Genomic DNA, 21,820 nt, shown 5'->3' with positions numbered 1-21,820 from the left:
GAGGTCCTGATCGGCGATTGCGAGAGGACACGAAAGACACGCTGAAAGATCGTCGTGCGTCGAGCGGGTTCTGTCGCCACAGTTTCGCCCCAGGACGACCCGCGACTGGCGTCAAGACAACAACCGGAGGAAGCCATGCCACGCATCATCAGGATGGCGGCGCTGTCCGTTCTGAGCCTGTCGTTCGCTGCGCCGCCGGTCGCCGTGCCGAGCGTCGCCCTGGCCAAGCCGCTGGATGGCGAACCGACGCCGGCGGCGTGCCGGCCTCTCGGTTTTGAGCTGGGATCGCCTCAGCCAGTCGCCGCACCGCCGGCGCCGCGCACCGGTCCGCCGACCCCGCCGGTGAGGATCACGCCGACACGCAAGGAGGATCGCGTCCCCTACGGCGCGCCACCGCCTCCGCCTCCGCCTCCGCCGCCTCCATCGCCCGCCCCCGCGCCGTCATCGATGGCGCCGCAAGATATTGTCGTCACAGGCTCCCGGATCACGCGATCACCAGGCGCCCCGACGTCGCCCGGCATGATGACGCCGCCCCCTGCCGACACCGAACGCTATCCGGATGCGACGCCCAATCCAGTGAAGCGGACCAGCGATCAGCCGGTCTCAACCTTCTCCATCGACGTGGACACGGCGTCCTATTCGAACGTGAAGCGCTTCATCGACGAGGGTCGTGCGCCGCCCAAGGATGCGGTGCGGGTGGAGGAGCTGATCAACGCCTTCGACTATGATTATGCCCGGCCGACCAGCCAGACCCGGCCCTTCGCCATCACGACGGCGGTCGCGGCCTCGCCCTGGGCTGACGGGCGTCAAATCGTGCACATCGGCCTGCAAGGTTACGAACTGCCGGCGGGCGAGCAGCGGCCGCTCAACCTGACCTTCCTGGTCGATGTCTCCGGCTCGATGGGCAGCCCCGACAAGCTGGATCTGGCCAAGAAGGCGATGAACCTGGCCATCGACCGGCTGAGGCCGCAGGACACCTTGGCCGTCACCTATTACGCGGAAGGCGCCGGCACGACCTTGCAGCCCACCAAGGGCGACGAGAAGCTGAAGATGCGCTGCGCCGTCGCCAGCCTGAAGGCTTCGGGCGGCACGGCCGGGGCGACCGGCATGACCAATGCCTATGACCAGGCCCAGGCGAACTTCGCCCGCGACAAGGTCAACCGCATCCTGATGTTCACCGACGGCGACTTCAACGTCGGCGTGACCGACGACAAGCGGCTGGAGGACTATGTCGCCGAAAAGCGCGGGACCGGCATCTATCTGTCGGTCTATGGCTTCGGGCGCGGCAACTATCAGGATGCGCGGATGCAGACCATCGCCCAGGCGGGCAATGGGGTTGCGGCCTATGTCGGGGACCTGAGTGATGCGCGCCGGCTGTTCGGGCCGGCCTTCGACAAGGGCGCCTTCCCCATCGCCGACGACGTCAAGATCCAGGTCGAGTTCAATCCCGCGCGCGTCGCCGAATGGCGGCTGATCGGCTATGAGACCCGGCTGTTGAACGAGGAAGACTTCAACAACGACCAAGTCGATGCGGGCGAGGTCGGATCCGGCGCCAGCGTCACGGCCCTGTATGAGATCACCCCCGTCGGCGGCCATACGCAGATCCCCGATCGGCGCTATCCCGATAACCGTATCGGGGTCGGCGGCGGCGATCCGAACGGCGAGATCGGCTTTATCCAGGTGCGCTACAAACAGCCGGGCCAGAGCCGCTCGGACCTGATCCAGCAGCCGCTGACCAACCGCGCGGGCGGGCCGGTCAGCGCCCAGCCGCCCGAGGCCACGCGCTGGGCCATCGCGGTCGCCGGGTTCGGTCAGAAGCTGCGGGGCGATCCATGGATGACGGCCGACTATGGCTGGGACCGGATCATCGATCAGGCGCAAGGGGCCAGGGGCCAAGACCCCTATGGCGACCGGGCAGAGTTCGTCCAGCTGGTGCGGGCGGCCCACGGCCTTCCTCCGATGCGGACGCCCTGACCGGAACCGCCACGCTCGCGGCGGGTTTTTGAGCGCAACGCTTCAACCAAGGAAACTCGCCATGAAGATCCGCGACGTGATGACCAAAGACGTGCATCTGGCCCGGCCCGCCGACACCATCCAGGACGTGGCCAGCCGCATGGCCAAGGGCGGCTTCGGCTTTGTGCCCGTGGCGGACGGCGATCAGCTGATCGGCACCATCACCGACCGCGACATCGTGGTGCGCGCCCTGGCGACGGGCGCCGCCTCGAGCGCCTCGGTGGTGGAGTTCATCACCCGCGATCCGCAGACGGTGCTGGACACCGACGACCTGAAGGTCGTGCTGGACCTGATGGGCGCCAAGCAGATCCGCCGCGCCCCGGTCGTGGACAAGCATGGCCGCGTGGTCGGCGTCGTGTCGCTGGGCGACCTGTCGACCCGCGTGAAAGAGAAGTACGCCGGCGAGACGCTGGAAAGCATCTCGCGTTAAGACCTGCGTAACCGCGCCCCGACACCGGGCGTCAAGGATCGTCGTTCATGCTGTTCCTTCGAATATCGGAGGGTGGCATGGCGCGCGCGCAGTTCCAGAAGGGTCAGAAGGTCTGGGTCGAGTGCGTCGGCGCCTGGGCCTTTATCGAACAGGTCCAGCCCGTCTGGGCCAAGGGGTTCGAAGAGCCCGTGCGCGTCACCTATGACGTCGGTCTGGGGCGCGAGTTCACCGCCAACGAACTGTTGCTGGCGACCGATGATCCGGCCTCGGACCAGGGCTTGGGCGAGTGGCGGCTGCTGCGCGCGCGCAACAAGTGGCAGCTGCCCGAGGATTGCCTCCATCACCCCCACCCCGGCACCTATCCGGTCGTCGTCACCGATCGGGCGGACTGGGGCGGTTGGCGCGTGCCGGGCGCCGAATACGACCGTGATCCGCAGCAAATCGAGTTTCAGGCCCGCCTGATCGCCGCCGCGCCCCAACTGATGCGCCTGGCCCAGGATCTGGTGGATCTGGTCGCCGAGACGCCGGACGATGCGCCGCCGGCCGTCCTGACCCTGGCCCGACAGGCGCGCGATGTGCTGCATGGGGTGACGCGGGTGCTGGAGCCCGCGCCCGACCGCCTGCTGTCGCCGGTCGCCGCCGCTTAAAAACCCGTTAAAAGCGCGCGCCGAGCCTCGACACGAATCCGCGACGCAGCCTAGATTCCCGCAACGAAATGTTTGTCGGAGGATCGGGGCTTGCGGGACGAGGAGCGGCGGGAAAATCGGTCGGGGCGTCGCGCCTCCGACCGCGCCGCCGGCGCGCCCGCCTGGTTGCGGATCGCCGTCCTGGTCCTGGCGCTGATCGCGGCCGCCTATGCCTTGATGGCGTCGCGCGAGTTCAGCCGGCCGACCCGCGAAATCAGCCGCCTGGAAGCTGAAAATCTGAAGCTGAACGCCGAACTGGTCGCCAGCCAGACCGCGGTGCTGATCCAGTCGGCCGATGCGGGCCTGGCCGCGGGCCGCTCCGCCATAGCCGCCAACCGCGCGCCCATAGAGGTCGTCGAAGCCGCGCAGGCCGCCGCGCCCAAGGTCGCCTTCACCCTGGTCGGTCCCGGCGAGACCGTGCAGGCCGCCAAGGGCGAAGGGTCGGTCGTCGTCGGCCAGGCCAATGCCGACGGTCTGAGGCTGGAGGCGCGGATCGCGCCGGTCCTGCCGAAAGGCGGCGAGACGCGGATCGTGTCGGCGGGCGGCGTGGTGCTGGCTTCCGCACGCGCCGCCGAGATCGGCCAACCCATCCGCACCCTGATCGGCATCGATGCCTCGGCCTTGGTCGACCAGGCCGAACCGCGCGCCCTGACGCTGGGGGGCCAGGCCGGCCTCGCTTCGGCCGCTCAGGCCCGCGCGGGTGGTCCGTACGCGGTCGCGATCTCGGAAGGGACGACCGCCTCCTTCTTCGACGACGCCTGGGTGGTGCTCGCGCCGCTGCTGCTGGGGGTCGGGGTCGTGGTCCTGTTCGCCCTCTATGGCCTGCGCCAGACGCGCCAGCACCGCGAACGGGTGGCCACCGAAAAGCGGTTCCGCATCGCCGTCGAAGCCGCGCGGTGCGGGGTGTGGGAGTGGGATCTGGCCAAGGGCGAGGTGTCGCTGTCAGACTATATGGCCGCCCTGCTGGGCTTCTCGCGCGGCGGTGTGACCGACGCCGAGGATGTGATCGGCCGCGTCCATCCGCGCTTTCAGGAAGATTTCCGCCACGCCCTGCGCCAGGCGGCGGCCTACGGCGCCTTTGAGATCACCTTCCCGGTGGCGGGACCGGACGGGCGGGCGCGGTGGATCGACGCGCGGGGCCAGGCGCGCGGCGAGCGCGGCGACATGGGCTTTTCCGCCATCCTGGGCGTGGCGCTGGACATCACCGAGGCCCGCCGCGCCCGCGCCGCCGCCCAGGCCGCCGAAAGCCGGCTGCGCGACGGGGTGGAGAGCATCTCCGAGGCCTTTGTCCTGTTCGATCGTCAGGGCCGGCTGATCCTGTGGAACCAGGCGTTCGAGGACGCCTTCAACTTCGATCACGGCGTGGTGCGGCGCGGCGCCATGAAGGACGAGCTGAACCGGATCGCCGGCTTGGCCATCAAGGCCGAGCATCGTCCGGCCAGCGGTCGTGCGGGCCTGCGCGAAGTCGAGCTGAACGACGGGCGCTGGCTGCAACTGTCCGAGCGGTTCACCTCCGAAGGCGGCTCGGTCGTCACCGCCGCCGACATCACCGCGATCAAACGCCAGGAGGCCGAGCGCCGCCGCGCCGCCGACGATCTGCGGGCCACCGTCGACCAGCTGGAATCCAGCCAGGAAAAGCTGTCGCTGCTGGCGCGCAAATACGAGGTCGCCATGACCCGGGCCGAGGCCGCCAACCAGGCCAAGTCCGAGTTCCTGGCCAATATGAGCCACGAGCTGCGCACACCGTTGAACGCCATCAACGGCTTCTCCGAGATCATGGCCAGCGAGCTGTTCGGGCCGCTGAACGAGAAATACAAGGGATACGCCGGCGACATCCTGAAGTCGGGCCAGCACCTGCTCAGCCTGATCAATGACGTCTTGGACATGGCCAAGATCGAGGCCGGCAAGATGACCCTGCACTATGAGCCGGTGTCCTTGCGCGAGGTGTGCGAGGACGCGGTGCGGCTGATGCGCGGCAAGGTGCAGGAAGCAGGCCTGAAGATCGCGGTCGAGGCCGGCGACCTGCCCGACATCGAGGCCGATCAACGCGGCGTCAAACAGGTGATGCTGAACCTGATTTCCAACGCCGTGAAGTTCACGCCCGAGGGCGGCTCCATCGTCGTGTCGCTGAAACCCTTCGTGGGCGCCGAGGGCGAGGACCGCGTCCGCGTCGCCTGCGCCGACACCGGCATCGGCATCGCGCCCGAAGACCTGGTGCGCCTGGCCCGCCCGTTCGAACAGGTCGAGGGCCAGCATTCCAAGACCACCCAGGGCACCGGCCTGGGCCTGGCCCTGACCAAGTCCCTGATCGAGATGCACGGCGGCCAGCTGAGCATGGAAAGCCAGCCGGGCGTCGGCACGGTCGTCAGCTTCGACCTGCCGGTCAAACGCCCCGACCAGACGGTGCAGCCGATCCGCGCGGCGTTCGCGGCTTAGCAGGGCCTCGCCATCAAGACCGACCGCTGACCCTCTACCAAACCCAATCGGGCGGGGCGATCAGGTGCAGCGAAGCGGCCAATCCGAGGTCAATGATCGGTAGGGTTGGAGACGGAGCATCGGCAAGAGCGAATGCAGCAGGCGTGCTTTCCATCGGGCTAGCGGCGGACGCCGGTTGAGGGTAGCAGACGATCCGCGTCAGATCGATCGTGCGGTCATCGAACCTCAGGATTTCGATCCCCGACAGGGTATCGTAGCCGTCCAGACCGCTGACCACATACTCGCCTTCAGGCGTCATCATGATCTTGTAGTCCGACGCGGCGCCGGAAAAGACGGCCTCATCCCAGCCGGCTCCGCCATCGAGACGATCGTTACCGTTTCCGCCGATCAGGATGTCGTTCCCGTCCATCCCCATAAGAAAATCCTTGCCGTCATGCCCCAGCAGACGATCGCTCGCCCTCGAGCCTGTCAGCACATCGGCGCTTGCCGAGCCTTCCAGAATGTTTGGAACGGCTGTCAACCTAGCCTGGAAGACATCATAAAAATTGATCGAGTCGCCGACATAACGCGCATAGGTCACCACGACATCGCCGTTCGCCAGGACAAGCAGGCCCGGCGGCTCTCCCGGCGTCTGACCACTACGCACCGTTACCGTATTTCCGTTTCGCGTGCCGTCCTCGAAGAACGAGGCTAAAGCGATGACGCCCCGGCCAGAAGCAAACTGGTCCCAGGCGACGGTGAAACCGCCGTCGGGCGTTGCCACGACGGAGTGCGAAAGCGATGAGCCTGTCGTATTCTGCTGTACAAGGAAGGGTTCGCCGAACACTTGTCCAGAGGCGGTCATAATCTGTCCGTGTAGACCATCGGCTTGACCCCAGACCAAGACGAACTTGCCGTCGGTCAAGCGAACGATCTCGGTCGTTGTCAGCCCAACGGGCTGCGTCAGATGCAGCGTTTCCCCAACCCGAGCGCCGAAGTTGTCATAGGTTTGCACGGCAATGGTCGTGACGCCGGCGTTTGTGGCGCGCCATACGGCGATGAAACCCGCATCGGCTGTCGCGACATTTGACTGACCAGCAAACTGGTCCCGGTCCATGATCCATGCCGGACCGCGAGGCTGACCCGATGCATCATAAAGGCGCGCCGAGACGTCGGTGAACGGATACTCGCTCGACTGGGTCCAAGTCACGACAAAGCCGCCATCAGGCATGGCCGCGATCTGATGTGTAGAGCCGCCCGGGCTGACCTGTGTTTCACCGCCGGTCCGAGCGCCTGACGCATCGAAGGTTTGGGTAAAGAGCCCCCGGCTTCCGGCGACGCCAGGAATGGTGTCATCCCACACGACGGCGAAACCGCCAGATTCGAGGACGGCGACCTGCGGATTGCGTTGCGAATATACGGTGGTGGTATTCACAAGAATCGGACCGCCTATGCGGACGCCGGCCTCGTCATACCGCTGCAAATAGACGCCATATCCTCTGTCTTCGACCCCAGACCCGGACCAAACCGTGACGTAGCCGCCGCCGGGTAAAGCCCTGCTGTGGGTCTCGGACTGGCGACCTTCGGTATAGTCGTGGACGGGAACTTCGGGCGTAAGCACCAAGGGCATTGGATAAGGATTCCAGCGACAGTCCTTTTTTGAACTACAGGGATGAGGCGTCCCGCACAATCGGACCGGTTGTGTCCCACGCTAGGCGACACGGTCAGTTGCCATGCCGCCACAAGATCCAAAACAGACCTACAGAGCGCCCACCGTCTGTGCCGACACTTCCAATGTTCAATCCGCGAAGGAATGTGTAGTTGCTTAGACCAACTCCACGCCCATCGCCGTGGCTTCGCCGCCGCCGATGCAGAGGGCGGCCATGCCGCGGGTTTTGCCGTGGGCTTTCAGGGCGGACAGCAGGGTGGTCAGGACGCGTGCTCCTGAAGCCCCAAGCGGGTGGCCCAGGGCGCAGGCGCCGCCGTTGACGTTGATCTTGTTGTGGGGAATGCCGAGTTCCTGCATGGCGATCATCGGCACGATGGCGAAGGCCTCGTTGACCTCCCAAAGATCGACGTCGTCGGCGCTCCAGCCCGCCTTCTTCAGCGCCTTTTGCAGGGCGAAGACGGGGGCGGTGGTGAACAGGTGCGGCTCATGGGCGTGGGCGGCCTGGCTGACGACGCGGGCGACCGGCGTCAGGCCCAGGGCCTGGGCCGTCGACTGGCGCATCATGACCAGGGCGGCGGCGCCGTCCGAGATCGAGGCGGCCGAGGCGGCGGTGATGGTGCCGTCCTTGCCGAAGGCGGGCTTCAGATTGGGAATCTTGGAGGGGTCGGACTTGGTCGGCTGTTCATCGCGGTCGACGGTGACGGGACCCTTGCGGGTCTTGACCTCGACCGAGGCGATCTCGGCGTCGAAGGCGCCTGATTCCTGGGCGCGCTTGGCCCGGCCGGCGCTTTCGATGGCGTAGGCGTCCTGCTGTTCGCGGGTGAACTGATAGTCCTTGGCCGTGTCCTCGGCGAACTGGCCCATCAGCTTGCCGGGGGTGTAGGCGTCCTCCAGCCCGTCCAGATACATGCTGTCGGAAATGACGTCGTGGCCGATGCGCGCGCCGCCCCGGTGCTTTTGCATCAGATACGGGGCGTTGGTCATGGACTCCATGCCGCCCGCCACGATCACGTCGGCCGAACCGGCGGCCAGCGCATCGTGCGCCATCATCGCCGCCTGCATGCCCGAGCCGCACATCTTGTTGATGGTGGTCGCCTCGGTCGAGACGGGCAGGCCTGCGCCCATGCCCGCCTGACGCGCCGGCGCCTGGCCCAGGCCCGCAGGCAGGACGCAGCCCATGATGATCTGCTCGACCTTCTGCGGATCAAGGCCGGCGCGGTCCAGCGCCGCCTTGACCGCGACGGCGCCCAGGTCAGTGGACTTGGCGTCGGACAGCGCGCCCTGGAAACCGCCCATCGGGGTGCGGGCGTAGGAGACGATGACGACGGGATCGGCGGACATGGTGCGGCTTCCTCTATTTCGGGCGAGAGATAGCGATCCCGGCCGGTCAGGAAAAGTGCAGCCGCCGATACTTGCCCCGGAAATACAGCAGCGGATCGCGACGCGGCTCGAACCGGGCGCGCTTGACCCGGCCGATAATGACCAGGTGATCGCCGGCCTCGACGATCTGTTCGGTTCCGCATTCGAAACTGGCCAGGGCGCCCGACAGGATGGGCGCGCCGGTGTCCCAGGTCTCCCACGCGACGTCCTGGAAGCGGTCGGCCTGGGACCGGGCGAAGACGCCGGAGGTCGGCTGCTGGCCGATATGCAGGACGTTGATGGCGAAATGTTCGGCCTGGCGGAAGCGGTCGACATTGGTGGACGAGCGGGCCAGGCAGAACAGGATCAGCGGCGGGTCCAGCGACACCGAGGAGAAGGAGTTGGCGGTCAGGCCGACAGGCTGTCCGGCCTCGTCCAGGGTCGTGACCACCGTGACCCCGGTGGCGAAACAGCCCAGGGCGTCGCGGAGGGTGCGGGGATCGGAGCCGGCCTGATAATGCAGGGCGTCGCGCGGGGCGTGGCGTTCGAGGAAGCCCAGAAGGGCGGCGTTCTCGGCCTCGACCGCGTCCGGCGCCTCGGCGCGCGCGATCGTCTGGATCGGAACGCCGGCCAACTGTGTCGCAAGCTCGGGCGAGACAGCCCCCTGCCGTTCGGCGACGACAACCAGACAGCTGGCCAGGGCCGCTCCGGTGACGGCGAGCGCAGGCGCGACCGCGTCCAGAGCCGTGTCGGAACAGACGATGGCCGGGCGAGAGGGGAGTTCGGTCAGCAGTCGACGCAGGGCGGCGGAGCTGTCATCCGCCTCGTCGAAGTGGGCGGTCAGCATGACGTTGCGGCCGGCCTCGACCAGCGCGCGCACCGACCGGCGCCAGTCGCCGGACAGACGCTCGGGCGCGCCGATCAGCAGGACGATGGGATCCTCGGGGTCGCCCCAGCTTTCGACGTCCAGGCCTCCGTTCGGGGGCGGCGATGCGGTCATGAGGCGAGGCGGTCCGGTCTGTCGTGAAGCGTGAGAGCGATCCCTATTAGGGGAAGACCGGCGCCCGGCGCCAGAACTGTATCAGCCGCCGTAGCCCCGGCCGCCGCCGCCGAAGCCGCCGCGCGAGACGACGGTGGTGCGGCTCTGCACCCGCGTCGGGGCCTGACGAGCGACGTCACCATGCTCGCGCGCGTTGGTCAGGGTCTTGCCGGTGCGATAGTCGCGGTAGGCGTAGCCGCCGCCATAGCCGTTCGACAGCCGCCCCTCGCGGTCGCGGTACAGCGGTCCGCCGCCGCGATAGCCGCCGCCGTTCAGCATCTGGCCGACGATGAAGCCGGTCAGCAGCGGGGTGAAGAAGGAGCCGCCGTTGTTGTTCGGCTGGCATTGCGACGGTCCCCACTGACCCTCGCACTCCTCGCGCGTGGCGTAGCGCGGCGCGGTCTTGGCGGCCTCTTGCTGAGCCTTGGTCAGGGCGGCGTCGCATTCGTTGTCAGGAATGTCGTTGGCGGCCTTGCACTCGTCCAACGACTGATAGGCCAGGGTCGGCTCGGGCTCGGGCGCCGGCACGCGCTGGGGCGAACCGCAGGCGGCCAGCGAGAAGCTGGCGGTCGCCATCAGGCTGCTGACGTGCAGGACGCGCGAGCGCTTCAGCCGGCGCATGGTGTCGGTTTTGGCCAGGTTTTGGGGCAGGTCCTTGGGATCGGTCATGGCGGTCACGACGTCATGCAGGCGGCGTTGAGCAGGCCGACGCAGATGGAGATGGAGGCCAGATAGACGGCCGCGGCGATCTCGCCCGCCTCGATGCGGACGACCAGATTGCGGAAGGCCATTCGGCTGATGGCGACGAAGGCGACGATCTGGATCACGCCGGCCAGAAGGGCCCAGGCTGCGAACTCCATCAGGCTGACGGTGTGCGACAGGGCCGAGGCCAGAGGCAGGACATAGCCGATCAGGGCGCCCCCGAGAGCAATGGCGGCGGCCGTGTTCCCCTCACGGATCAGCGTATGTTCGTGATACGGCGTGACCCACTGGTAGATCAGTTTGAAGGCCAGGGTGAAGGCACCCGCCATGGCGAAGGCGATCAGGAAGGCGATCGCCCCCTGCTGAAAAATGAACCAGTCGAACATAGGTCTTGCCCCCTCGGATTGCGCGCTCAGGCGCGGAACTCGGCCATTTCCAGCGGAATGCCGATCATGATTTCGTGCGTCGTGTCGCCGCCCTCGGGCTGCTGCTCAAGCGCCAGCATCAGCTCGCGCCCGCCGCCCAGCTCGCGCGCATACAGCATGCAGGTCTGGAAGATCTTGGCATAGGGCGTGGTCGCGGCGCGGTCGTCCCAGATCGTCTCCCACAGGGTGACGGGCGGCTGGATGGCGTCGCTCTCGGCGAACCAGAAGCGGGGATAGTCGGGCAGTTCTTCGGCCGCGCCGTGAAAGACCGGCGCCGACAGGCGGTCGCGCCAGATGCGGCGTTCACGCTCGCCCGGCGGGTAGGCCGAGGTCCAGGGCACAAACAGGCTGAAGTCGTAGGATTCCAGCCCGGCCTCGTCATCGCTCATGGCCTGAAGCATGACGTGATCGTCGGTGTAGAAGCGATGGACGAACTGACCGCTGTCCAGGCTGACCAGCCCCTGCGCCGAGATGTCCAGCACATCGCGATCCAGGGTGAAATGGGTCTCGTCGCCCACCCGGCGCCAGGCCAGCGGGTCCAGCGACACGGTGCGGCCGACGGTGATGTTGCGCACGGTCGCCAGCCGATTGGCGGGCGCAGCCTTCTCCGACGATCCGAAAAGCTTCTTGAACATGGGCGACTATCTAGGCCCGATGCGCGCCGACGGCGAGCGAACAGAGGCAATGCGACCGAATGAGGCGGTTCATGGCGCGACATTCCGTCCGATCTTGCGTCAAGTCAAGCGTTCATGTTACGCGTTTCATGTAACGATATGCCGAACGACTCATCGCCCCCTTCCGCCGCCAACGACCGCATCCGTGCGTGGCGACAGGCGCGTCGTGAGGCGGGCCTGGTCAAGCTGGAGCTTTGGGTGCCGGCCGCCGCTCGCGACGACGTCAAGGCGGCCGTGCGCGCCATCGTCACCGACTCAACACGCGGGCCGCAGCTTGCGGGGCGCCCGCGCCGCCCCACTTCCGATTCCATCACCCCTGGAGACGACCATCAAATGGACGCCGTGATCGAGACCCCCTGGACTGTGCCTGCCATCAAGGCGGCGCTGGACGGCTCAACCCTGCTGCGTGACGGCGAAATGACCCTGCGAGTGGTCGAGGGCGCCGAGCCGGTGCTGCTGGCGACCATGCACGAATACGGCGACCTGCCGGTCTATCTGAGCGTCGGCGGCGCCCAGATCGTCTGCTCGGTCCTGCTGTGGCCCGTCGCCGAGCAAAAGGATCGCCACGCCTTCAACGAGTTTCTGCTGAAGGCCCAGCGCGTGGTGCCCCTGTCCAACTTCGCCATCACCAATGTCGGTGGCGAAGACGTGTATGAGCTGATGGGCGAACTCTCTTGCAAGACGACGCTTCAGACCATCCTGATCGAACTGCGCACCCTGGCCGAGAATGCGATCGACGCCACCGAACTGCGTGAAACCTTCGGCGCCGACGCCGCCTGATCCCGGAAGACCGACCATGTCCATGCTCAGAAAACTGTCCGCCCTGTTCCGCGGCTCGGCCCACGATGCGGCCCAGGGCGTCGTCGACGCCAATGCACTGAAGATCCTCGATCAGGAAATCCGCGACGCCGACAACGCCCAGGGCAAGGCCCGCGATGACCTGGCCGGCCTGGTGGCGCGCCGCCGCATGGCCGAAAACGAACTTGCATCGTTCAGGGACCAGATCGCCAAATACGAAAGCTCGGCCCGCACCGCCCTGGGTCAGGGCAAGACCGATCTGGCGCGCGAAGTCGCCGGCCGCATCGCCGAGCTGGAGGTCGAGATCACCAGCCGCGGTCCGCTGATCGAGGACATGAAGACGGCCGAGACGCGCCTGCGCACGGCCATCGCCTCGACCGACCAGAAGATCGAGACGCTTCGTCGCGAGATCGACATCGTCAAGGTCAACGATTCCGTCCAGAAGGCCCAGACGTCGGTCGCCCTGAACTCGGCCGGCGCCCAGTCGCGCATCGGCTCGGCGGCGGACAGTCTGCAACGCATCAAACAGCGCCAGGCGATCCAGGAAGAGAAGCTGAACGCCAGCCAGGCGCTGGAGGATCGTCGCACCGGCGCGGATCTGGACGCCAAGCTGCGCGAGGCCGGCATCCTGCCCGGTCACTCCTCGGCCGACGACGTCCTGGCCCGCCTGAGCCAGCCGGAGGTGACCGTGGTCACGCCGCGCATCGGCCAATCGACCCCCGACAAAGACCCGGCCTGATCCATGGAGCGTCTGCGCTTCGATCCCCGCACCGACTGGGACGCCAAGGCTGAGGAACTCGGCTTCACCTGGCGCCACACCGACGGCAGGCCCTATTGGGACGAGACGGCGGCCTATGCCTTTTCGTTGGCCGAGATCGAGGATGGGATCGAGGCGCCGACCGAGGAACTGCACGGCCTGTGCCTGGATCTGGTCAACGAGGCCGTCCAGTCCGAGCGGCTGATGGAACAGCTCGATATCCCGGAGGCCATGCGGGACTATGTGGCCGACAGCTGGAAGCGGGGCGACCCGTCCCTCTACGGCCGGTTCGACTTCGCCTATGACGGCACGGGGCCGGCCAAGCTGTATGAATACAACGCCGACACCCCGACCAGCATCTATGAGACGGCGGTGTTTCAGTGGCTGTGGCTGGAGGATCAGATCAAGGCCGGCGCCCTGCCCGCCGATGCGGATCAGTTCAACAGCCTGCACGAAAAGCTGGTCGACCGCTTCCGCGCCATCTTTCCGAACGGCGGCTTCGTGCATTTCGCCTCGGACGCCGATTTCGTCGAGGATCGTCAGACGGTGCGCTTCCTGGAAGACCTGGCCCAGCAGGCCGGGTTGGAGCCCCAGTTCGTCGCCATCGACCAGATCGGGCTGAACGCCGACGGCCGGTTCGTGGACCACGAGAACTGGATCATCCAGGCGATGTTCAAGCTCTATCCGTGGGAGCAGATGCTGCGCGACGACTACGCCGCGCCCCTGCCGACGGCGGACGTGACCGTGCTGGAGCCGGCGTGGAAGAGCATCCTGTCCAACAAGGCCATCCTGCCGCTGTTGTGGGAGCGGCATGCGGGCCACCCCAACCTGCTGGAAAGCTATTTCGAGGGTGATCCGGCCGAGGCGGCGCTGGGCTCGTCCTATGTGCGCAAGCCGTTGTTCTCGCGCGAGGGCGACAATGTCGAACTGATCGACCAGGGCGTCAGCGCCGCAGAGGTGGTGGACGGCGGCTATGGCGAGGGGCGCTATATCCGCCAGGCGCTGTGCGATCCGCCCCTGTTCGACGGCAATCATGTGATCGTCGGGTCGTGGGTGGTGGGAACCGAACCGGCGGGCATCAGCCTGCGCGAGGACACGGGCCGCATCACCAGGAACACCTCGCGCTTCGTGCCGCACTTCATCCGCGACTGAGGCGCAGGCAGGCAACCAAGCCAGACGACCATCGTTTTGTCGGCTGACATCAACCGACAAGAAGCCTCCCCATGCGCAACGTCCGCCTCGCCCTGATCGCCACTACCGCCCTGACCCTCGCGGGCGGCGCGGCAGTCGCCCAGACGCAATATCCTTCGACGACCCAGGATCGGCTGGGTGCAGTCGTGGGCGCCCTGTTCGGCGATCGTCTGGGCCTGTCGGCCATGGATCAGGCCTGGCTGCGCGGCGGCCGTCCGTTGCGTGACGGCCAGAGCCAGTTCTCGACCCGCGTGGACGCCAGCGTGCGCGCCGGCGGCGTCTCCGCCTCGGCGGCCACGCGCCTGCGCGCCGACTATTCGGCGCTGGTCGATCTGGAGAACCGATACGCCGTCGGCGGCATCTCGGCCCAGGAACGCGCGGATCTGAACGCCCGCTACACCGCCCTGACCCAGACGCTCGAAGCCGGCGCCTCGGGCTATGCCGACATGGACACTGTCGCCCAGGGCCGTGCGGAGTTCGACACCCGCGTCAACGCCGCCGTGACCGCGCGCCGCATCACCCGCACCGAGGCGACGCGCCTGAAATCCGACTATCAGGCCCTGATCCAACTGGAGAGCCGCTACAGCGCTGACGGCTCCATCAGCGCGAGCGAGCGCGCCGATCTGGACGCGCGTCTGGACGCCCTGGACCTGCGGGTCGGCGACGGCCCGGCCGGACAGACGCCGTCCGCCAACCTGCCCGCCCGCACCCGTCTCGCGAACCTGGAAACCGCCCTGACCGCCGCCGAACGCTCGGGCGCCGTCAGCCGCACCGAGGCCGCCGACATCCGCGTCGAGGCCGGCGACCTCGCACGCCTGGACGCCGCCTATAGCCGCACCAGCCCCTCGTCCGACGACACGGCCTACATGAGCCGCCGCATCGGCGAACTGGAACTGCGCGCGCGTCGCTAAGCCGAACACAAGGACATCCCGCGCGATCCGGCGCGGGATGTCCTTAAGCGTCAAGCGTCCGACGAACCTCCAATTGCCGTGAGCGTTGCCACGGCCTCTTCAAAGGCGTCGCTTCGAAACCCTCTAGTCAGAACGACCTTTCCATGTCTATCTAGTGAAAATGTCTACCGGTGTCATAGCCGGAAGCCGTCATCAGAGCGGCAGACAGAGGAGACACGTCAGGTCGGAGCGCGGCGGATTTCAACCGGCGTTTTCCAGCCTTGATTGGAGGGAGGACGCGCCATGAAAACCATCGACCGTCGCGCCGCCTTGACCGGCCTGTTGGGCGGTGTCGCCGCCTCTGCCCTGCCGGTGCGTTCAGCCTTCGCCCAGACCAACGAGCAGGCTGCGCCGCTCGGTCGGGAATGGGCGTCGATGAAATGGCGTCGCGGCATCGAGGGCCAGCGGATGGCCGATCTGGGCAACGGCACCTTCCTCAATCCCATCATGTCGGGCGACCACCCCGATCCGTCGATCCTAAAGGACGGCGCCGACTACTATATGACCTTCTCGTCGTTCGAGTCGGTGCCGGGCATCCACATCTGGCATTCGCGCGACCTGGTGAATTGGCAGCCGGTGGTCGCGGCCTTGACGACGAACATCGGCTCGGTCTGGGCGCCGGAACTGATCAAGCACGACGGCAGGTTCTACTGCTACATCCCCGCGCGGTTCCCGGAATACCGCTCCAACTACGTCATCTGGGCGGACAAGATCGAAGGCCCGTGGAGCGAACCCATCGACCTGAAGATCCCGGCCAACATCGACCCCGGCCACGTCGTCGGCGAGGACGGCAAACGCTATCTGTTCCTGAACGGCGGCGACCGGGTGAAACTGACCGACGATGGCTTGGCGACCGACGGCCCGGTCGAACGGGGCGTCTACAAGGCCTGGCGTTATCCCGAAGACTGGATCGTCGAAGGCTTCGCCCAGGAAGGGCCGAAGCTGCTGAGGCGCGGCGACTATTTCTACATGATCACCGCCATCGGCGGCACGGCCGGCCCGCCCACCGGCCACATGGTCATCGCCGCGCGGTCCAAGTCGATCAACGGCCCGTGGGAAGACTGTCCGCACAATCCCATCGTCCGCACCGCTTCGGGCGCCGAGAAATGGTGGTCGCGCGGCCACGCCACCCTGGTCGAGGGCCCGACCGACGGCGACTGGTGGATGGTCTATCACGGCTATGAGAACGCCTATTGGAGCCTGGGCCGCCAGACCCTGCTGGACCCCATCGAATGGACCGACGACGGCTGGTTCCGCGCGAAGGGCGGCGACCTGTCCCAGCCCATCGCCAAGCCCCGGGGCGGCGAGGCCGTGCCGCACGGCATGGCCCTGTCGGACGATTTCTCGACCGACAAGTTCGGCATCCAGTGGAGCTTCTACGACCCGCAGCCGAACGAGAAGGATCGCCTGCGTCGCGAGAACGGCGTGCTGCACATGAAGGCCAAGGGCAAGGCGCCGGTCGACTGTTCGCCCCTGACCTTCGTCCAGGGCGAACAGGCCTATCAGATCGAATGCGAGGTCGAGATCGACCCCGGTGCGGTGGCGGGCCTGATCCTGTTCTACGACCGCGCCCTGTATGCAGGCCTGGGTTTCGACGCGACCCGCTATGTCACCCACCAGTACGGCATCGAGCGCGGGCGTCCGGCCAATCCGCACGGCCGGCGCATGTTCATCCGCCTGACCAACGCCTATCAGAACGTCTATTTCGACACCTCGAGCGACGGCGTGACCTGGCAGCGGTTTGACCGGGGCATGGAGGTCTCGGGCTATAATCAAAATGTTCGCGGCGGCTTCATGATGTTGCGGCCCGGCATCTACGCGGCCGGCGACGGCGAGGCGCGGTTCAAGAACTTCACGTTCAAGGCGCTGTGATGCGCCTCGAATGTTTGGGTATGGCGAAACACGGTTTTTCGTTTTATGACACCGGTGACATTGATGCTTAGGGCGCGTCGATCTCATCACGAGATTTTGGAGTTCCTCGGCGTTCGAGGGACAGGGGACTGTCGGCATCCGGCCCGCAAAGAGGTCTGGAGCACGACGAAACGGAGGAAGCGGATGAGAACTCAACCCACGGGATATTTGCGCGCGGCGGCCTCGCCGGTCGCGCTCGTCATGGGGGCCATGCTGTTCGCCGCCCCGGTTCAGGCCCAGGTCCAGCCGCAGGAGACTCCCAGCGAAGACGCCACCGAAGTGGGCGAGATTGTCGTCACCGGCATCCGCGCCTCGCTGGCCAGCGCCCTGACCGAAAAGCGCCGGTCCAACACCATCGTCGACGTCATCAACGCCGAGGACATCGCCGACTTCCCGGACGCCAATCTGGCGGAGTCGCTGCAGCGGATCCCGGGCGTGTCGATCGACCGCGAGAACGGCGAAGGCAATTCGATCTCGGTGCGCGGCCTCGGCGGCGACTTCACCCGCGTGCGTTTGAACGGGCTGGAGACCCTGTCCACCTCGGGCGCCAGCAACGCCGACGGCGCCCTGCGTCGCGACCGGGGCTTCCAGTTCAACACCTTCGCGTCCGAGCTGTTCAACTCGCTGAAGGTTCAGAAGTCCGCCGACGCCCAGACGGACGAGGGTTCGCTGGGCGCCACGGTCGATCTGATCTCGGGACGTCCGTTCGACTTCAAGGAACGCCGCCTGGCCCTGACGCTTCAGGACGCCTATTACGAGAACGGCGGCACTCACAATCCGCGCCTCGCCTTGCTGGCGTCCGATCGCTGGACCAGCAAGATCGGGGAGTTCGGGCTTCTGGGCTCGGTCGCCTATAACGAGCGCACGCAGGCCATCGACAGCTACTCGCGTCAGGTCGGCTCATTCGACTACACCTATCGCGGCGCGACCTTCAATAACGTGGGGACCAACGCTGCAGGCGATCACCAGGGCTTCGCCCTGCCCATCGGCACCAATCCGGCGACCGCCCTGCCCCGCGTCACCAATCCGGAGGCGCGCAATCTGCTGATCGGCTCGAACCCGGCCGCCTACAATCTGATCAACGGCGGCGCGACGCGCGGCTCGCTGGTGCGCATTCCGGCTCTGGCGACGCTGAACCACCGCGACGTGGAGCAGGACCGGCTGGGGGTGACCCTGTCGGGTCAGTGGCGTCCGACCGAGCGGACCACGATCAACTTCGACAATCTGTATTCGAAGATGACGCAGATTTCGACCAACTATCAGATCGGCCCGGTGGGCCTGAACCGCAACAACACCAACGGCAACCGCACCACCACGGCGTTCAGCTATCAGACCTATCCGACGACCAGCGCGACCAACAACTCCTACGCCAACCGTCGCGCCGCCTACGCCAACTGCGCCACCCAGGCCGCGACCGAGTTCCGCGACGCGATCGACTGCGGCCAGTCGCTGTATGGCTCCACCCCGATCTTCACCACGGCGCCCGGCGCGACCAACCAGAATCTGGCCGCCGGAACGGGCAGCTTCAATCCCAACAACCTGGACGTCTACGACTACTACAACCAGCCGGGATCGGTCGGTTACGTCGCGCACCCCCAGTATCTGGCCATGCGGGGCGCGTTCATAGGCCGGCCGTCGGTGCGGTTGATCGATGCGGGGTTGAGCGAGACGGGCGCCAACGCCAACTATCTGGTGCTGGGCAATGTCGATTTCCGCTCGGCGGTCGATCAGGGCGGCTACACCACCGAATTCCGTCAGAACTCGATCAACATCGAGCACGAGTTCAGCGACACCTTCCGCATGTCGCTGCTGGTCGGCGATTCCAAGTCGACCAATGAGAACACCGGCCTGCTGGTCGACTTCATCCGGCTCGATTCGGGCCAGGGCGTCGCGGGCAATGACTACTTCGTCTATGACGACCGCGAAGGCGGCGATATGCCGATCATGAAGTTCGGCTTCGACGTGGCCAATCCGAACAGCTGGGACTTCGTGAAGGGCTATTCAGCCATTCGCAACTACCGGACCATCACCGAGAACGGCTACCGTACCGCCAAGGCCGACTTCGTCTGGGATCTGAACGACGACTTCACGTTCAAGTTCGGCATCGGCAAGCGCAAGTTCGACTTCTACTACACCCGCTACGAGCGGCTGATCAGCGACACGATGAACCCGTCGCTGCTGGAGGGCGTGCGCTCCGGACTGGCGGCCGCCACGACCGTCGGCCAGATGGGACAGCTGGTCAGCTGGGGCGACGGGCTGAACGTGCCCGAAGGCACGCCGACCAGCTTCTTCGCGCCCAATCTGGAAGCCTTCAAGAACCGCTTCGGCTTCGACTGCGACTGTATCAACGCCTGGGGCGACTGGCGTCTGTCGGACCTGCGCAACGGCGGGGTCAACACCTTCTGGGTCGATGAGGACAGCCTGTCCTACTATGGCCAGATGGACTTCCGCGTGCCGCTGTTCATGGGCGAACTGCGCGGCAACGCCGGACTGCGTCGCGCCGAGACCAAGATCGATTCCCGCGGACGCTCGCCCAGCGGCCGTCCGGTCGAGAACGACAACCAGTACAACGACACCCTGCCGTCGATGAACCTGGTGTGGGAGCTGAACGACAAGCTGATGCTGCGTTTTGCGGCGGCCAAGGTCATGGCCCGCCCGCAGATGACGGCTCTGCAGCCCGGCGTCACGGCCTTCACCGTTCCGGTCGGCATCGGCGCGGACCCGGCCCAGTTCGACGGATCCAATGCGGCAATCACCCTGGGCAACACCAAGCTGAAGCCGTTCCGGGCGTCCAACCTGGACTTCAACGTCGAATGGTATTTCGCCCGCGACGCCATCCTGTCGGTCGCGGTGTTCCACAAGGAGATCGAAAGCTTCCCGCAGGTGGTGCTGCGCGAAGGCAAGCTGAGCGAGATCTTCGACGCCGAACAGATCGCCAATCTGCGCGCCGCCTATGACGGCCTGACCGATGTCGCCTCCGACAGCCGCCGGGCCTACATCGACCAGGACCTGCCCTTCCAGGTGCGTCAGTACAATGATGCGCCGGGCGGCAAGCTGGACGGGTTCGAGATCGCCTATCAGCAGAACTTCACCTTCCTGCCCGCGCCGTTCGACGGCTTCGGTATCCAGGCCAACTACACCCAGATCGAATCCGAGCTGGAATACATCCTGGACCCGGCCCGCAACCTGACCGGCACGGCGCCCTTCTTGGGGGCCTCGCCCAAGTCGTTCAACGCCACGATCTTCTATGAGGTCGAGAAGTGGAGCGCGCGTGTCTCGTCGGCCTATCGCGCCGCCTATCAGACGACCTATCCGCTGGCGTCGGGCGGGTGCGATCCGGGCGTGTGCGACTCGCCGCTGATAAACGACTTCATCGGCTCGGAAGAGACGCTGAACGTGGACGCGTCCTTCACCTACAAGCTGACGGACAACGTCACCTTCACCGCCGAAGCGCTGAACCTCACCAATCAGACCGACACCCGCTGGGCCTATCAGGCCGATCCGGTGGTCAACAACTATGGCTCGACCGGCCGCCAGTACTTCGTCGGCGCGCGGTTCGTGTTCTGATGACGACAATCAACAGCTGACTTCTCCCGGGACGCTGTCCCTTTAAGGGGACGCCGCGAAACATCGGCGTCCCCTTCTTCTTGCCGACCCCGAAAGGCTCTCGATGAAGCATACGGCCCTCATCCTCGGCGTCCTGGCGATCGCGGCCGGCGTCACGTCAGCGCCGGCGTCAGCGCAAGAAACCGTCGCCGCCTCGCCCGCCGCCGCCTGGAACAGCGCCGCCCTGCGCCGTCCGGCCGACTGGTATGGATCGGCCGAAGCGTATCGACTGGCCGCGATCATAATTCAGCATCAATCGGCCGAAGGCGGTTGGCCCAAGAACACCGACCTGTTCGCCCCGCCCCGCCCCGATGCGGACGCCGCGCTGACCAACACGATCGACAATGGCGGCACGACCCAGCCGCTGGCCTTTCTGGCGCGGACGATCACGTCCGGGGACGCCGAAAGCCGCGCCGCCTTCGACCGGGGTCTCGACTATCTGCTGGCGGCGCAACAGCCGAACGGCGGCTGGGCCCAGTTCTATCCGCTGCGCGGCGGCTATCACGACCAGATCACCTATAACGACGACGCCATGGTCCATGTGCTCGAGCTGTTGCGCGATGTGGGCGATGGCGCGGCGCCCTATGGCTTCGTCGACGAAGCGCGGCGCGAGCGGGCGCGTCAGGCCGTGGCGCGCGGGGTCGAGACCCTGCTGAAGACCCAGGTGCGGCGCGACGGCGTCCTGACCGGCTGGTGCGCCCAACACGACGCCCGGACCCTGGCCCCCGCCTGGGCGCGCCGGTTCGAGCCCCCGTCGCTGTCGGGCCAGGAAAGCGTCGGCATCGTGCGCTTCCTGATGCGCCTGCCCGACCCCAGCCTCGAGGTCGTCGCCGCCGTGGACGGCGCCGTCGCCTGGCTGGAGAGCGCCGCGCTTGCCGACACCACCGAGGTCTTCGTCACCGACGCCCAAGGCCGCCGCGACCGCATCCTCGCCCCAAAGCCCGGCACGCGCATCTGGGCCCGATTCTACGATCTGGAAGACGGCCGCCCCATCTACATCGGGCGCGACTCCATCATCCGGCGCGACCTGATGCAGATCGAGCACGAACGCCGCAACGGCTATCGCTACGTCGGCGAATGGCCCGAAACCCTGCTTACCCGCGACTATCCGGCCTGGCAGGCGAAGCTGCACGACCGCGCCTGATTTCACTCTGGTCGGATGAGAAAAATAGCAAGGGACGTATCAGACAGGCGC

The 21,820-nt window shown here is 66.5% G+C and carries 17 protein-coding genes; 11 read left to right on the top strand and 6 right to left on the bottom strand.

All coding sequences use genetic code 11. The features are described from left to right. Positions 1-135 precede the first annotated feature (135 nt). The 4 genes from ASF31_RS00860 to ASF31_RS00845 all read left to right on the top strand — a co-directional run bounded on the left by ASF31_RS00860 (position 136) and on the right by ASF31_RS00845 (position 5,565). Positions 136-1,974 carry a VWA domain-containing protein gene (locus ASF31_RS00860; RefSeq protein ID WP_055752886.1) on the top strand — a complete coding sequence of 613 codons (1,839 nt, stop codon included), beginning with the start codon at positions 136-138 and terminating at the stop codon, positions 1,972-1,974. A gap of 61 nt (positions 1,975-2,035) precedes the next feature. After that, the gene (locus ASF31_RS00855) at positions 2,036-2,443 is read left to right on the top strand and encodes a CBS domain-containing protein (RefSeq protein ID WP_055752885.1); all 408 of its coding nucleotides are present in this window, start codon (positions 2,036-2,038) and stop codon (positions 2,441-2,443) included. Between the two features lie 77 nt (positions 2,444-2,520). Further along, positions 2,521-3,090, top strand: coding sequence for a hypothetical protein (locus ASF31_RS00850; protein WP_055752884.1), 570 nt, complete (start codon positions 2,521-2,523; stop codon positions 3,088-3,090). 90 nt (positions 3,091-3,180) lie between these two features. Then, positions 3,181-5,565: an ATP-binding protein gene (locus ASF31_RS00845; RefSeq protein ID WP_055753327.1), complete on the top strand. Its 2,385-nt coding sequence runs from the start codon at positions 3,181-3,183 to the stop codon at positions 5,563-5,565. 34 nt (positions 5,566-5,599) lie between these two features. Here the strand turns inward: ASF31_RS00845 and ASF31_RS14355 are convergent, their stop codons facing one another. From ASF31_RS14355 to ASF31_RS00815, 6 genes are all read right to left on the bottom strand, one after another. Beyond that, positions 5,600-7,165, bottom strand: a complete 1,566-nt coding sequence (locus ASF31_RS14355; RefSeq protein WP_235551232.1) for a hypothetical protein — start codon at positions 7,163-7,165, stop codon at positions 5,600-5,602. 204 nt (positions 7,166-7,369) lie between these two features. Continuing rightward, positions 7,370-8,554: an acetyl-CoA C-acyltransferase gene (locus ASF31_RS00835; protein WP_055752882.1), complete on the bottom strand. Its 1,185-nt coding sequence runs from the start codon at positions 8,552-8,554 to the stop codon at positions 7,370-7,372. Between the two features lie 46 nt (positions 8,555-8,600). After that, positions 8,601-9,572, bottom strand: coding sequence for a flavin reductase family protein (locus ASF31_RS14175; protein WP_082464940.1), 972 nt, complete (start codon positions 9,570-9,572; stop codon positions 8,601-8,603). A gap of 81 nt (positions 9,573-9,653) precedes the next feature. Next, complete coding sequence (locus tag ASF31_RS00825) at positions 9,654-10,280, bottom strand: DUF1190 domain-containing protein (RefSeq protein WP_200918518.1); 627 nt, start codon at positions 10,278-10,280, stop codon at positions 9,654-9,656. Between the two features lie 5 nt (positions 10,281-10,285). After that, a complete protein-coding gene (locus ASF31_RS00820; RefSeq protein WP_055752880.1) occupies positions 10,286-10,699 on the bottom strand; it encodes a DUF350 domain-containing protein in 414 nt (137 codons plus the stop codon). 26 nt (positions 10,700-10,725) lie between these two features. Next, the gene (locus ASF31_RS00815) at positions 10,726-11,373 is read right to left on the bottom strand and encodes a YjfK family protein (protein WP_055752879.1); all 648 of its coding nucleotides are present in this window, start codon (positions 11,371-11,373) and stop codon (positions 10,726-10,728) included. 138 nt (positions 11,374-11,511) lie between these two features. Between ASF31_RS00815 and ASF31_RS00810 the strand changes: the two genes are divergently transcribed. The 7 genes from ASF31_RS00810 (at position 11,512) to pelA (ending at position 21,769) form a co-directional block, all read left to right on the top strand. Continuing rightward, entirely contained in the window at positions 11,512-12,192 is a 681-nt protein-coding gene (locus ASF31_RS00810; RefSeq protein WP_055752878.1) for a DUF2170 family protein, read from the top strand. Positions 12,193-12,208: 16 nt separating this feature from the next. After that, positions 12,209-12,949, top strand: a complete 741-nt coding sequence (locus ASF31_RS00805) for a PspA/IM30 family protein (protein WP_055752877.1) — start codon at positions 12,209-12,211, stop codon at positions 12,947-12,949. A gap of 3 nt (positions 12,950-12,952) precedes the next feature. Further along, positions 12,953-14,119: a glutathionylspermidine synthase family protein gene (locus ASF31_RS00800; protein ID WP_055752876.1), complete on the top strand. Its 1,167-nt coding sequence runs from the start codon at positions 12,953-12,955 to the stop codon at positions 14,117-14,119. Between the two features lie 71 nt (positions 14,120-14,190). Next, a complete protein-coding gene (locus tag ASF31_RS00795; protein ID WP_055752875.1) occupies positions 14,191-15,069 on the top strand; it encodes a hypothetical protein in 879 nt (292 codons plus the stop codon). Between the two features lie 282 nt (positions 15,070-15,351). Continuing rightward, positions 15,352-16,980: a family 43 glycosylhydrolase gene (locus ASF31_RS00790; RefSeq protein WP_055752874.1), complete on the top strand. Its 1,629-nt coding sequence runs from the start codon at positions 15,352-15,354 to the stop codon at positions 16,978-16,980. A 183-nt stretch (positions 16,981-17,163) separates the two neighbouring features. Continuing rightward, positions 17,164-20,586, top strand: coding sequence for a TonB-dependent receptor domain-containing protein (locus ASF31_RS00785; protein WP_055752873.1), 3,423 nt, complete (start codon positions 17,164-17,166; stop codon positions 20,584-20,586). Between the two features lie 103 nt (positions 20,587-20,689). Next, the gene (pelA, locus tag ASF31_RS00780; RefSeq protein ID WP_055752872.1) at positions 20,690-21,769 is read left to right on the top strand and encodes a pectate lyase; all 1,080 of its coding nucleotides are present in this window, start codon (positions 20,690-20,692) and stop codon (positions 21,767-21,769) included. Positions 21,770-21,820: the final 51 nt, after the last annotated feature.

The organism is Brevundimonas sp. Leaf280 (assembly GCF_001422455.1).
Taxonomy (GTDB): Bacteria; Pseudomonadota; Alphaproteobacteria; order Caulobacterales; family Caulobacteraceae; genus Brevundimonas.
The sequence above is the reverse complement of the archived record's forward strand: the minus strand, read 5'-3'. Positions and strand labels throughout refer to the sequence as shown.